This is a genomic window from Bradyrhizobium sp. 192 (assembly GCF_023100965.1).
GTDB classification, from domain to species: Bacteria; Pseudomonadota; Alphaproteobacteria; order Rhizobiales; family Xanthobacteraceae; genus Bradyrhizobium; species Bradyrhizobium symbiodeficiens.
The window spans coordinates 6,446,777-6,460,379 of record NZ_CP064690.1 but is presented as its reverse complement, the minus strand read 5'-3'; the positions used below and the strand labels follow the sequence as shown (position 1 = coordinate 6,460,379).

General features: G+C 65.6%; 11 protein-coding genes. 7 read left to right on the top strand and 4 right to left on the bottom strand.

Annotated elements, in window-relative coordinates:
* Positions 1–3: 3 nt before the first annotated feature.
* From IVB24_RS30310 to IVB24_RS30300, 3 genes are all read right to left on the bottom strand, one after another.
* A complete protein-coding gene (locus IVB24_RS30310; RefSeq protein ID WP_247770167.1) occupies positions 4–948 on the bottom strand; it encodes an ABC transporter substrate-binding protein in 945 nt (314 codons plus the stop codon).
* 105 nt (positions 949–1,053) lie between these two features.
* Positions 1,054–1,782 carry a histidine utilization repressor gene (hutC, locus tag IVB24_RS30305; RefSeq protein WP_247770166.1) on the bottom strand — a complete coding sequence of 243 codons (729 nt, stop codon included), beginning with the start codon at positions 1,780–1,782 and terminating at the stop codon, positions 1,054–1,056.
* A complete protein-coding gene (locus tag IVB24_RS30300) occupies positions 1,779–3,137 on the bottom strand; it encodes a formimidoylglutamate deiminase (RefSeq protein WP_247774198.1) in 1,359 nt (452 codons plus the stop codon). Before IVB24_RS30300 ends, hutC begins: the two co-directional genes overlap by 4 nt.
* Before the next feature lie 103 nt (positions 3,138–3,240).
* Here IVB24_RS30300 and hutI point away from each other — a divergent pair, with 103 nt between their 5' ends.
* Genes hutI through hutU form a run of 3 tightly spaced genes read left to right on the top strand, consistent with a single transcriptional unit; the run spans position 3,241 to position 7,694 of the window.
* The gene (gene hutI / locus IVB24_RS30295; RefSeq protein ID WP_247770165.1) at positions 3,241–4,455 is read left to right on the top strand and encodes an imidazolonepropionase; all 1,215 of its coding nucleotides are present in this window, start codon (positions 3,241–3,243) and stop codon (positions 4,453–4,455) included.
* Complete coding sequence (gene hutH, locus IVB24_RS30290) at positions 4,452–6,011, top strand: histidine ammonia-lyase (protein WP_247770164.1); 1,560 nt, start codon at positions 4,452–4,454, stop codon at positions 6,009–6,011. Before hutI ends, hutH begins: the two co-directional genes overlap by 4 nt.
* A gap of 12 nt (positions 6,012–6,023) precedes the next feature.
* Positions 6,024–7,694 carry a urocanate hydratase gene (gene hutU / locus IVB24_RS30285; protein ID WP_247770163.1) on the top strand — a complete coding sequence of 557 codons (1,671 nt, stop codon included), beginning with the start codon at positions 6,024–6,026 and terminating at the stop codon, positions 7,692–7,694.
* Here the strand turns inward: hutU and IVB24_RS30280 are convergent, their stop codons facing one another.
* Positions 7,695–8,315: a TetR/AcrR family transcriptional regulator gene (locus IVB24_RS30280; protein ID WP_247774197.1), complete on the bottom strand. Its 621-nt coding sequence runs from the start codon at positions 8,313–8,315 to the stop codon at positions 7,695–7,697.
* Between the two features lie 254 nt (positions 8,316–8,569).
* Here IVB24_RS30280 and IVB24_RS30275 point away from each other — a divergent pair, with 254 nt between their 5' ends.
* The 4 genes from IVB24_RS30275 to IVB24_RS30260 are packed head-to-tail and all read left to right on the top strand — an operon-like array spanning position 8,570 to position 13,599.
* Positions 8,570–9,430, top strand: coding sequence for a xanthine dehydrogenase family protein subunit M (locus IVB24_RS30275; RefSeq protein ID WP_247774196.1), 861 nt, complete (start codon positions 8,570–8,572; stop codon positions 9,428–9,430).
* The gene (locus tag IVB24_RS30270) at positions 9,427–9,951 is read left to right on the top strand and encodes a (2Fe-2S)-binding protein (protein ID WP_276578214.1); all 525 of its coding nucleotides are present in this window, start codon (positions 9,427–9,429) and stop codon (positions 9,949–9,951) included. The genes IVB24_RS30275 and IVB24_RS30270 overlap by 4 nt, the downstream gene beginning before the upstream one ends.
* Complete coding sequence (locus IVB24_RS30265) at positions 9,948–12,323, top strand: xanthine dehydrogenase family protein molybdopterin-binding subunit (protein WP_247770162.1); 2,376 nt, start codon at positions 9,948–9,950, stop codon at positions 12,321–12,323. The genes IVB24_RS30270 and IVB24_RS30265 overlap by 4 nt, the downstream gene beginning before the upstream one ends.
* Before the next feature lie 34 nt (positions 12,324–12,357).
* Positions 12,358–13,599 carry an ABC transporter substrate-binding protein gene (locus IVB24_RS30260; RefSeq protein WP_247770161.1) on the top strand — a complete coding sequence of 414 codons (1,242 nt, stop codon included), beginning with the start codon at positions 12,358–12,360 and terminating at the stop codon, positions 13,597–13,599.
* Positions 13,600–13,603: the final 4 nt, after the last annotated feature.

Below are 13,603 nucleotides of genomic sequence, written 5' to 3'. Positions count from 1 at the left end.
GCGTTACTTGATGAAGCTGGCGTCGAAGAGGTCCTCGACCTTCGGAGCGGCCTTGATGATGCCGATCTCGAGCAGGAGCTCGGCGGCCTCCTTGTTGAAGGTCAGGAAGTCGCCCGCGAAGAATTTCTGGTTGGCGGCCTTGTCCTGCCAGCGCAGATACTTTGCCGAGTTGCCGAATTGCTCGCCGCTCTGCTTCACGTCGGCGCCCATGATCTCGTAAGCCTTGGCCTGGTCCTTGGCGATCATGTCGAGCGCCTCGAAATAGCTGTCGGCGAGCGCCTTGGCGGCCTTGGGATTCTCGGTCAGGAATTTCGGCGTGCAGCCGAAGGTGTCCATGACCATCGGGTAGTCCAGCGTGGTCGCGATGATCTTGCCCTTGTCGGGCGCGGCGCGCACCGTCGACAGATAAGGCTCATAGGTCATCGCGGCGTCGTTCTGCCCGGAGACGAAGGCTTGCGCGGCGGCGGCCGGCTCGAGGTTGACGACGGTGACGTCCTTCACCGTGAGGCCGTTCTTCTTGAGCATCCAGGCCAGCGCGAAATACGGCGAGGTGCCGGGTGCGGAGGCGGCGACGGTCTTGCCCTTGAGGTCCTTGATCGCGGCGACGTCGTTGCGCACGGCCATGCCGTCGGCGCCATAGCTCTTGTCGAGCTGGAAGATCTGCTTGGTCGCAACGCCATTGGCGTTCCAGGAGATCCAGGTCTCGACCGTGGTCGCCGCGCACTGGATGTCGCCGGACGCGATCGCGAGGTGGCGGTCCTTCTGCGGGATCTTCTTGATGCTGACGTCGAGGCCGTTCTTCTTGAAGATGCCGGCTTCCTTCGCCAGCGTGAGCGGCGCGAAGCCGGTCCATCCGGAGATGCCGACGCCGACCTTGACGTCGTCGGCGAGCACGGGAGTGGCGGCCGCGAAAGCAATGATTGTCGCGAAAATTGTCGAACTACGCATGATTGTCGTCCTCTTGCCGATCGTTGGATTGACGTCCTGTTGATCACTGCCGGCCGTTGCGAGCCGTTGCCGGAAGCGTTGCACGATTTGTGCCGACATATCCTCTCAACCTCCCTTGAATCGCGCGACAAGGCGGTGAGAGTCACCGGGATAGAGCAGGCGCACGGCGGTGATGGTGCGCGCGCTGCGCCAGGTGTAGCGGTCGATCACGAGGCAGGGGGCGCCGACGGCGATCGCCAGTGCATCCGCCGTGCGCTCGTCCGCAACGATGGCGCTGATCGTGTGCTCGGCTTCTGTCCATGGGACATGATGAAGCAGCCAGGAGCCTGGCGGCTCGCGCGAGAAATCCGCGGTGGCGGCGTCCGGTACCGACGAGAGGTCGATCAGCCTGTCCTCGATGGCGAACGGCACCTTGTCGGCGCTGTGCCGGCAGGTGATCGCGACCACCTTACCGGCCTTCTGCACGCCGAGACGGTCACGATCGGCCGCGGTCGCGGTGCGCTGCCTGCGATGGATCAGCTCATAGCCGTAAGCGCGCCCGAGCGCGGTGATCTCGGCGCGTATGTCGGCGATCTTGAGCACCGCAGACTGATGCTGCGGCCGGCGCACGAACGAGCCGGCGCGCCGCCGCCGCTCGATCAAATCCGCCTGCGCGAGCTCAGACAGCGCCTTGTTCACGGTCATGCGCGAGCAGCCGTAGCGCGCGACCAACTCGTGCTCGAACGGAATGCGGTGGCCCGGCGGCCATTCGCCGGTCAGGATGCGTTTTTCAATGTCGTCGCGGATGCGCTTGTAGAGCGTCGGCTGGTCGGCCGCGTCGGTGGCGAGGCTCATGCGACGAGCCTCCGCACCGCCGCGTTGAAGCGCTCGCGCGCGGTCTGGCGCAATCTGTGGTACCCGGCTTCGACCACCTTGTGGCCGCCGGACCAGACGCAATCGATCGCGCCACTGCTCGCGGCAAAGATCCAGCCGTCAATGGCTGCGTCGCCGACGCGCCCCGATAGCGAAGGATGCGCCGTGTCGAGCGTGACGATGTCGGCCCGCGCGCCAGGGACGAGACCGACCGTCGGCTGGGCCAGTGCTTGCGCGCCGCCCGCAAGAGCATGGTCGAATAATGTACGACCGGTGGAACGGCCCGCGCCGCTGGAGAGTACGTTGCGCTCGCGATGCGTCAGCCGCTGGCCATATTCGAGCTGGCGCAGTTCGTCGGCGACGCCAACCAGCACGTTGGAATCGGTGCCGACGCCGAACGTACCGCCCGCGCCGAGAAATTCGCGCGCCGGGAAGATGCCGTCGCCGAGGCTCGCTTCGGTGATGGGGCAGAGACCCGCGACCGCGCCAGACTTTGCGAACGCGACGACTTCCTCACCCGTCGTGTGTGTCGCGTGAATGATGCACCAGCGCCGGTCGACGGGCGCATGCTCCAGCAGCCATTGCACCGGTCGTCGCCCCGACCAGGCGAGGCAGTCCTCGACTTCTTGCACCTGCTCGGCGGCATGGATATGCACCGGTCCGCCATTCGCGAGCTGAATGATCGCTGCGAGCTCGTCCGGCGTCACCGCGCGCAGACTGTGCGGCGCGATGCCGATATTGGCGCCGGGCAATGCGCTGATGGCCTTGCGCGAGGCGATCATGAGCTCAGCGAACCGATCGACCGAGCAGATGAAGCGGCGCTGGCCGTCATGAGACGCTGCGCCGCCGAAAGAGCCATGCGCATAAAAACTCGGCAGCAATGTCAGGGCAATGCCGGAGGCCTCGGCCGCCTGCGCGATCCGCGCGGCCATCTCGGCGGGATCGGCATAGGGCGCGCCGTCGCGATCATGGTGCAGGTAGTGGAATTCTCCGACGCGGGTAAAACCCTGCTCCAGCATCTCGACATAGAGCAGCGTCGCAACGGCGGCGACGTCATCGGGCGTCATTGCGAGGGCGAAGCGATACATCGTCTCGCGCCAGGTCCAGAACGTGTCGGTGCTGTCGCCGCGCAACTCGGCAAGGCCGGCCATGCCGCGCTGGAAGGCGTGGCTGTGCAGGCTCGCCAATCCCGGCACCGCAATTGCGTGGCGCTCGTCGCTGGTGGCTGGCTGCACGCCCGCCGTCACCGCCGCGATCGCGCCGGCGGTAATCACCACCTGCACGTCATTGGCCCAGCCCGAAGGCAGGAGCGCGGAGGCGAAATGCAGTCGGGACATGATTGATGACACGCCGGCTGGACAGAAGAGCCTTACGATTATATGTCTAGACATATAAGTCAAGCATCCTAGGGCGTAGGGACATCCGCGAAGGGACCGTTGCATGGCAGAGCGCTTCGACCGGATCTGGCACAATGCCCGGCTCGCCACGATGCGGGCCGATCGGCCCGACCTCGGCGAGATCGAGCATGGCGTGATCGCCGCGCGCGGCGGCCATATCGTCTATGCAGGCGCGGCGACGGACTTTCCTGTTGATGCCGACGCGATCAAGCGAACGGACTGCGAGGGCCGCTGGATCACGCCGGGCCTGGTCGATTGCCACACGCATCTCGTCTATGGCGGCAACCGCGCGCACGAATTCGAGCTGCGCCTGAAGGGCGCGAGCTACGAAGAGATCGCACGCGCCGGCGGCGGCATCGTCTCCACAGTGGCCGCGACGCGCAAGGCGAGCGAGGCCGAACTCGTCGCGAGCGCCCTGCCGCGGTTGGATGCCTTGATCGGCGAGGGCGCAACCACGGTCGAGATCAAATCCGGCTACGGCCTCGACACCGAGACGGAGATGCGGCAGCTCGCGGCCGCGCGCAGCATCAGTCGTCAGCGGCCGGTCGCGATCCGCACCTCCTTCCTCGGCGCGCACGCGCTGCCGCCCGAGGCCGATGGCGACAAGGATCGCTACATCGATCTCGTCTGTAACGAGATGCTGCCGGCCATCGCAAAGGCCGGACTTGCCGATGCTGTCGACGCCTTCATGGAAGGCATCGCGTTCTCGGCCGGGCAGACGACGCGCGTATTCGAGACGGCACGGGGGCTCGGGCTGCCTGTCAAGCTGCATGCCGATCAGCTCTCGAACCTCGGCGGTGCTGCGCTCGCCGCCAAATTCTCGGCGCTGTCGGCCGATCATCTCGAGCATACTGACGAAGCCGGCGCCGCTGCGATGGCAAAGGCCGGCACTGTCGCCGTGCTGCTGCCCGGCGCGTTCTACTTCATCCGCGAGACGCAGAAGCCGCCGGTCGAGGCGTTCCGCAAGCACGGTGTTCCCATGGCGCTCGCAACCGACTGCAATCCCGGCAGCTCGCCGCTGACGTCGCTGCTGCTCGCGATGAACATGGGCGCGACGCTGTTCCGGATGAATGTCGTCGAGTGCCTCGCCGGAATCACCCGTGAAGGCGCGCGAGCGCTGGGCGTGCTCGGTGAGACCGGAACGCTGGAAGCCGGTAAATGGTGCGACCTCGCGATCTGGGACATCGAGCGGCCCGCAGAACTGGTCTACCGCATCGGCTTCAATCCGCTGCATCGCCGGGTGTGGAGGGGACAGTGACGAGCCAAGGCGCAGCGATCGTCGTCACGCCGGGAACGGTCAGCCTCGACGATCTCGCACGCGTGCTTGAAGGCGCGCCTGTCGTCCTCGATCCATCATATTGGCCACGGGTCGAGGCTGCCGCGGCGATCGTTGCGAAAGCCGCGCGGGCGGACGCTCCCGTCTACGGCATCAACACCGGGTTCGGAAAGCTGGCCTCGAAGCGAATTCCGCCCGACCAGACTGCGCTGCTCCAGCGCAATCTGATCGTGTCGCATTGCTGCGGCGTCGGCCCGGCGACGCCGGAGCCGATCGTTCGGCTGATGATGGCGCTGAAGATTGTCTCGCTCGGGCGCGGCGCCTCCGGCGTACGCCGCGAGGTGATCGAGCAGTTGCAAGAGATGTTGGTGCGAGGCATCTGTCCTCTGGTGCCGCAGCAGGGCTCGGTCGGCGCCTCCGGAGATCTTGCGCCGCTCGCGCACATGACCGCCGTGATGATCGGCGAGGGACAGGCGTTCGTTGATGGGACAACCGTGTCCGGCAGCGATGCGCTCGCCGCCGCCGGTCTCGCGCCACTGACACTCGGCCCCAAGGAGGGGCTCGCGTTGATCAACGGCACGCAATTTTCGACCGCCTACGCCGTATCAGGTGTACTCCGAGCATTCGGCCTGGCGTGTGCCGCACTCGTGACCGGCGCCTTGTCGGTCGACGCGGCGATGGCGTCAACTGCTCCATTCCGCCCCGAAATCCAGGCCTTGCGCGGTCATCCCGGACAGATCGCCGCGGCCGCAACGCTGATGGCGCTGCTCGATGGTAGCGACATCCGCCTGTCGCATCTCGAAGGCGACGAGCGCGTGCAGGACCCCTATTGCCTGCGCTGCCAGCCGCAGGTTGCAGGCGCCGCGCTCGACCTGATCACGCAGGCCGCGCGCACGCTGATCGTCGAGGCCAACGCCGTCACCGACAATCCGCTGGTGCTGGTCGAGACCGGCGAGATCGTCTCCGGCGGCAACTTCCACGCCGAGCCGGTGGCCTTTGCCGCCGATGCGATCGCGCTGGCGTTGTCGGAGATCGGCGCAATCAGCGAGCGGCGCATTGCCACGCTGGTCGATCCCGCGCTGAACTTTGGCCTGCCGCCGTTCCTGACGCCGGATCCCGGCATCAACTCGGGCTTCATGATCGCCGAGGTGACGGCCGCCGCGCTCTACGCCGAGAACAAGCAGCGCGCTTCTGCCTGCTCGATCGATTCGACGCCAACCAGCGCCAACCAGGAAGACCACGTCTCGATGGCCGCGCACGCTGCGCGGCGCCTGTCCGACATGGCCGACAATCTCGCCGCCATTTTGGGCATCGAGCTTCTGGTCGCAGCCCAAGGCATCACATTGCGCGCACCGCATGCGACCAGCGCGCCGCTCGTCGCCGTCATCGCGAAGCTTCGCGAGCAGGTGCCGACGCTCGGGGCCGACCGTTACATGGCCGGCGATCTCGCCAAAGCCGCCGCGTTGATCGAGGTTGATGCGCTGCCGGCCGCAACGCTCGCCAAGCTTTCAATCGATCCGTTTCCGAGACTGAGCTGAAGGGGTGCCCGCATGAACCGCCGATTGGACAATGACCGCACCATCCGCGCGCCCCGTGGCAGCGAGATCAGCGCCAAGAGCTGGCTGACCGAAGCGCCGCTGCGCATGCTGATGAACAATCTCGACCCCGACGTCGCGGAGCGCCCGAGCGAGCTCGTGGTCTATGGCGGCATCGGCCGCGCCGCGCGCGACTGGGAGAGCTTCGACCGGATCGTTGCGGCCTTGCGCAAGCTCGAAGGCGACGAGACGCTACTGGTGCAGTCCGGCAAGCCAGTCGGCGTGTTCCGCACTCATGCGGATGCACCGCGCGTTCTCATCGCGAACTCCAACATCGTGCCGCATTGGGCGACGCTCGATCATTTCAACGAGCTCGATCGCAAGGGGCTGATGATGTACGGCCAGATGACGGCGGGCTCCTGGATCTATATCGGCAGCCAGGGCATCGTGCAGGGCACCTACGAGACCTTCGTCGAAGTCGGCCGTCGCCATTATGGCGGCAGCCTTGCCGGCAAATGGATTTTGACGGCCGGCCTCGGTGGCATGGGCGGCGCGCAGCCGCTGGCAGCGACCATGGCCGGCGCTTCAATGCTCGCGGTCGAATGCCAGCCGAGCCGCATCGAAATGCGCCTGCGTACCGGATATCTCGACCGCCAGGCCGCGACGCTCGACGAAGCGCTCGCTATCATGGAAGAGGCTGCCAAGACGAAGAAGGCCGTCTCGGTCGGCCTACTCGGCAATGCCGCGGAGATCTTCCCGGAGTTGGTGCGCCGTCGCGTCAAGCCCGACATCGTCACCGACCAGACCAGCGCGCATGATCCGATCAACGGCTACTTGCCGAAAGGCTGGACGCTCGCCGAGTGGGAGGCCAGGCGTAGCTCCGATCCGAAAGCCGTTGAGCGTGCCTCCAAGACCTCGATGGTCGAGCACGTCCAGGCCATGCTGGATTTCCATGCGCAAGGAATCCCCACGCTCGACTACGGCAACAACATCCGCCAGATGGCGCAGGACATGGGCCTGAAGAACGCCTTTGATTTCCCGGGCTTCGTTCCTGCTTATATCCGGCCGTTGTTCTGCCGCGGCGTCGGGCCGTTCCGCTGGGCAGCGCTCTCGGGCGATCCCGAGGACATCTTCAAGACCGACGCCAAGGTCAAGGAGCTGATGCCCGACGACAAGCATCTGCACAATTGGCTCGACATGGCGAAGGCGCGCATCAAATTTCAGGGCCTGCCGGCGCGGATCTGCTGGGTCGGGCTCGGCGATCGCGATCGGCTCGGCCTTGCCTTCAACGAGATGGTGGCGCGCGGTGAATTGAAAGCGCCGATCGTGATCGGGCGCGACCATCTCGACAGCGGCTCGGTGGCGAGCCCCAACCGCGAGACCGAGGCGATGAAGGACGGCTCGGACGCGGTGTCCGACTGGCCGTTGCTCAACGCGCTGCTCAATTGCGCCAGCGGCGCGACCTGGGTGTCGCTGCACCATGGCGGCGGCGTCGGCATCGGCTATTCGCAGCATGCCGGGATGGTGATCGTCGCCGACGGGACGCCTGAGGCCGCCAAGCGGATCGAGCGCGTGCTGTGGAACGATCCCGCCAGCGGCGTCATGCGTCATGCCGATGCCGGCTACGAGACGGCGATCGACTGCGCCCGCGACAAGGGCCTCGATCTGCCGAGCCTTTCGAAGTAGCTAGCCGCTTACGAGCAGCTTCGGCATCGTCGTCTTCGCGCCGTCCATGAAGGTCTGGACGGCGTCGCGGACGATGGCGTCGAGATCGGCCGGGATCGGCGTCTCGTAGATGAACTTGCGGATCGCGAGATAGAAGATGCGGCCGTGCAGCCCCCAGAACAGCTCGGTCTCGCGCTCGCTCAATGAATGCGCCTTCGCGTTGGGCAGCCTGAGCTCGTGGCGCAGTTCGGCCGCCGCCGGCTCGATGATCTCGCGGCGAACGATGTCGAGATAGCGGCCGGTGATGCCGAACGACTTCATGCCGGAGAACACGAAGATCCGCACCCAATTGTACTCGAACACGCGCTCGACATAGTCGAGATAGAACCGCGTGAGCCTCGCTTCGAGTGACAATGAACGATCGCGGATCATCGGAGCCCAATCCGGCGACCAGCGGCTGAGATAGACCTCCTGGTAGACCCGCTCGATCAGCGCTTCCTTGCTGGGGAAGTGGCGATAGATCGCCGAATGCGTGATGCCCATGCGCTTGGCGAGCTCGCGGGTCTGGCCCTCGAAGCCGCGCTCGGCGAAGAAGCGGACAGCCTCGTCCACGATCGCGCGCTCCCGGTCGGCCGCGCGCATGTTGCGACGCTTCGGCGCGGACTTGCTGCCTGTCGCGGTCCGCTTGCGGGCCGGTTGCTTCGCCGTTTTCTGCGCTTTTCGGGCCATCTCGTCGCTGAATCAACCTGCCGCTGTCTTCATAACCCAATGTGCTTTTGTGACCAAATGGTCATTTCCTGTTGACCGCCCCCTGGCGTCGTGTCAGGATTTTGAGACCAGATGGTTACAAATCTGGCATCCCGGCTGATGAGCCGATGGATCTCGAGGAAACGGCAGTGAAGGCGAGGGCTTTCAGCTATTTTCGTGCTGCGACGATCGACCAGGCGCTGGATGCTCACGCTCGCGCCGGGGACGACGCGCGTTTCATCGCCGGCGGCCAGAGCCTGGTGCCGGCGCTGTCGCTGCGACTGCAGGCGCCACGGCTGCTGATCGACATCACCCATATCGACGAGCTGCGCGGCGTCAGGCGCGAAGGCGGGCATTTGCGCATCGGTGCGCTGACGCGCCATTGCGAGATGCTCAGCGAGCCGTTGATCGCCGAGTTCGCGCCGCTGCTGCATGCTGCGGCGCCGTTCGTGGCCCATCCCGCGATCCGCAACCGCGGCACCTTCGGCGGCAGCGTCGCACTGGCCGATCCTGCTTCCGAATTTCCTGCGATGACCCTGGCGCTGGATGCCGAGATCGAGATCGCCGGGCCGTCAGGCCGCCGCCGCGTCAAGGCCGACGACTTCTTCCTCGACCTGTTCGAGACGGCGCTACAGCCGGGCGAGCTGATCACGGCGATCCATGTTCCGCTGTTCAGGGCGGATCAGCGCTTTGCGTTCGACGAGTTGGCGCGGCGTCGTGGGGATTACGCGCTGGTCGGTTGCGGTATGCTCGCGACCTTTGCCGGCGCACGTATCGACGACATCCGTATCTCCTTCTTCTCCGTCGGCAACACGCCGCTACGGGTGAAGGGGGCTGAGGCGACCTTGATCGGCTCGCGCCTGGATGCGGGGCGCATCGCCGCCGCGCAAGGCGCGCTCGAAGGCGATCTCGAGCCGCCCGAGAGCGACGAGGTGCCGCCCGCGATGCGGCTGCATCTCGCCCGCGTATTGCTTGGCCGCCTGCTCGGACGTCTCGGTGAGGGAGCATGAGCGGCTTCGACGATAGCCTGCTGAACGAGGCGGACGAGACGGTGCGCATTCGCATGGTCGTCAACGGCCGCAAGGTCGCCTGGGAGGTCGCGCCACGGGAGACGCTGGTCGACTGCCTGCGCGACAGGCTCGAGCTGACGGGCACGCATGCCGGCTGCGAGATGGGCGCCTGCGGTGCCTGCCTGGTGCAGCTCGACGGCCGCGCCGTGCATTCCTGCCTGATCTTCGCGGTGCAGGCCGACGGCGCCACCATCGACACCATCGAAGGCCTGTCGGAGCGCGGCGCGATTGCTGACCTCCAGGTCGAATTCCACCGCCGCAATGCGCTGCAATGCGGCTTTTGCACGCCGGGCATGCTGGTCAACGCCCACGAGCTGCTCTCGCAGGTGGCGCAGCCGAGTCGCGAGGAGATTCGCGACGCGCTGTCGGGCAATTATTGCCGCTGCACCGGCTATGAGGCCATCGTCGACGCCATCGATGCGGTGGCCAAAGCGCGCGGTACGAGTGGAGGCGCAACATGACCGCGACGCTGACCTCGCTCGATCGCCCGAATTCCTACATCGGACGCTCCGTGCCGCGGCCGAATGCCAAGCGGTTGCTGGCCGGGCGGGGGCGCTATGTCAGCGATCTCCGTCTGCCGCGCATGCTCTACGCCGCCTTCCTGCGCAGTCCGCATGCGCACGCAAAGATCGTCTCGATCAACACCGAGCCGGCGCGCGCAATCGAAGGCGTGCATCTCGTTGCGACCGGTACTGATCTCGCCAAGATATGCACGCCGTGGACCGGTACGCTGGATCATTTCAAGGGCATGACCTCCGCGCCGCAATGGCCGTTGCCGGTGGATCGCGTGGTCTGGGCCGGGCAGGCGGTGGTTGCCGTCGTCGCCGAGAGCAGGGCGATCGCCGAAGATGCGCTGGAGCTGATCGAAGTCGATTACGAGGACCTTCCCGTCGTCGTAGACCTCGACGTCGCACGCGAGGCCGGCGGTCCGCTGGTCAACCCCGGCAGCGTCAATAACATCTGTTTCCGCAGCCAGCTCGACAACGGCACCGTGGACGATGCCTTTGCACATGCGGCCCATGTGGTGGAGGAGGAATTCACCTTCGGCCGCCACACCGCGGTGACGCTGGAGCCACGTGCCATCGTCGCCGACTACGATCCTTCCGCGGGTACGCTCACCGTGCATCACGGCACCCAGACGCCGTATCAATTCCAGGACCTCTACTCGCGCCACTACAACATCCCGGAAGCCCGCGTCCGCGTGATCGCGACCGATATCGGCGGCTCGTTCGGGATGAAGCTGCATGTCTATCACGAGGACATGGCGGTGGTTGGTCTCTCGATCCTGCTCGGCCGGCCCGTGAAATACGTTGCCGATCGCATGGAGTCTTTCGTCTCCGACATCCACGCCCGCGACCATCGCGTCCGTGCTCGTATGGCGCTCGACGCAAAGGGCGGGATTTTGGCGATGGACGTTGAGGACCTGACCGCGATCGGGGCGTTCTCGACCTATCCGCGCACCAGCGTGGTCGAGGGCAATCAGGTGATCCGCCTGATGGGCGCGCCCTATCGCTTCAAGAACTACCGCGCTACGCTGGAGGTGATCTTCCAGAACAAGGTGCAGACCAGCCAGTATCGCGCCGTCGGCCATCCCATCGCCTGCGCGGTGACCGAGCGTCTCGTTGACATGGCGGCCACCAAGCTCGGCCTCGATCCCTTCGCCATCCGCGCGCAGAACGTCATCCCCGACGACGCCTATCCGCAGACGTCACCCACCGGTTATCGCTTCGAGGCGCTGTCGCATCAGGCGTGCCTGAAGCGCCTGCACGAGATGATGGACTATGACGGCTTGCGCGCGGAGCAGGCGGACTTGCGCAAGCGCGGCATCCATCGCGGCATCGGCATTGCGGCCTTCGTCGAGATCACCAATCCGAGCCCGGCGTTCTACGGGGTCGGCGGCGCCCGCATCTCCTCGCAGGACGGCGCGATCCTCAGCCTGACGCCGTCAGGCGAGGTGCGCTGCCTGATCTCGGTCACCGAGCAGGGGCAGGGCACCGAGGCGATCATCAGCCAGATCGTGGCCGACCAACTCGGCCTCGCGCAGGAACACGTCAAGGTCATCACCGGCGATACCGAGGTGACGCCGCATGGTGGCGCGACCTGGGCCTGCCGCGGCGCCGGCATCGGCGGCGAGACCGCGTTGCAGGCGACGCGCGCGCTCAAGCGCAACATCCTGGAGATCGCTGCACTGATCCTGCAGGAGCAGCCATCGGCGCTCGATATCATCGATGGCCAGGTAGTGGACGCGGCGACGCGGAACCAGCGGATGCCAATCTCCGAGATCGCGCGCATCGCCTATTTCCGTTCCGACACGCTGCCGCCGGGGACGCAGGCGCAGCTTACCGTGAGCCATCATTTCGCGCCGCAGGGCTACCCGTTCGCCTTTACCAACGGCATCCAGGGCTGCTCGCTGGAGGTCGACGTCGAGACCGGGCTCATCAAACTCCTGAAGCACTTCATTGTCGAGGATTGTGGCCGCGTCATCAATCCGATGCTGGTGGACGAGCAACTGCGCGGCGGTATCGTGCAGGGGCTGGGCGCGGCGCTGTTCGAGGAATGCCGCTACAGCGACACCGGCCAACTCGTGAACGGCTCGCTCGCCGACTATCTCGTGCCGATGCCGATGGAGATGCCCGACATCGTCATCGCCCATGTCGAGACGCCGACCGCCGACACCGAGCTCGGCGCCAAGGGGGTCGGCGAGGCCGGTACGGCTGCGGCGTCCGCCTGCGTGCTCAACGCCGTCAACGACGCGCTCGCGCCGTTCGGTGCAGCGATCAATTCGATTCCGATCACCCCGATGAAAGTCCTGACAGCCCTGAAGCGTTTCTAGAAAAACACACTTGAAAAAGACCTTGGAGGAAATCATGCCCAAATCCGGTTCGACCCCGAAAATAACCCGCCGCACCGCGCTCGCCGGCCTCTCGGCAGGCGCTGCATTGCTCGCGATGCCTCGTCTGGGCCGCGCCGCCGACGAGACGATCCGCATCGGCTTTCCGACGCCGCTGACCGGCCCGTTCGCGGCGGAAGCGCGCGATCAGGTCAAATGCGCCGAGCTCGCAGTCAAGCTCGTCAACGACAAGGGCGGCATCGGCGGCCGCAAGGTCGAGCTGCTGGTGCGGGACGACAAGCTCAACGCCGGCGAGGCCGCGACGCGGACGCTCGAGCTGATCGAGAAGGACAAGGTTCACGCCGTGGTCGGCGCGCTCTCCAGCGCCATGCAACTCGCGGTCAACGAGGTCACCCGCGCTCGTGGCGTGATCTACGTGTCGATCAGCCAGTCCGATACCATCAACGAAGCCAAGGATTTCAGCAAGTACACTTTCCACGAGGCGCTGAACCCGCACATGACGACGGCTGCGGTGGCGCGGCAGACCCTGAAGAAGGGCATGAAGGTCGCTCATCTCGTCGCCGACTATGCGTATGGCCACGAGATGCTCCGCGGCTTCAAGCGCGCGCAGGCCGCGATCGGCGCGGACAATGTCGGCGAGATCCTGCATCCGTTCGGTGCGGCCGATTATTCCACCTTCATGCCGCGCCTGATGTCGATGCGACCCGACGTGCTGTGCATCTCCAATTTCGGCCGCGATCAGGCCAATGCGATCAAGCAGGCGGTGGATTTCGGCGTCAAGCAGCAGATGAAGATCGTCGTGCCGGTGATCCTGCACAACCAGCGCCTCGCGGTTGGCCCCGACGTGTTCGAGGGCGTGGTCGGCGGTGCCAATTATTATTGGGGCCTGGAGGCGCAGAGCAAGTCGGCAGCCGCGTTCAACACGGCGTTCAAGGTCGCCAATGGTGGCGCGATCCCGACCGATTACGGTGCCTACGGCTATTCCGGCGTCGGATCGTTGTTGGCCGCGATGCAGACCGCCGACGGCACCGACACAGACAAGGTGATCGATGCGCTGGAGAAGCTGCAATATGATCTGACCAAGGGACCGCAGCATTATCGCAAATGCGACCATCAGTCGGTGCAGTCGGTGCTGGTGCTGGAGTCCAAGAAGAAGTCCGCCATGGCGGGCGACAACGACCTGTTCGCCATTCTCGCCAACGACACCGCCTCGGACGACATGCTGCGCAGCTGCAGCGAGCTCGGCCACGCGACCTAAGACT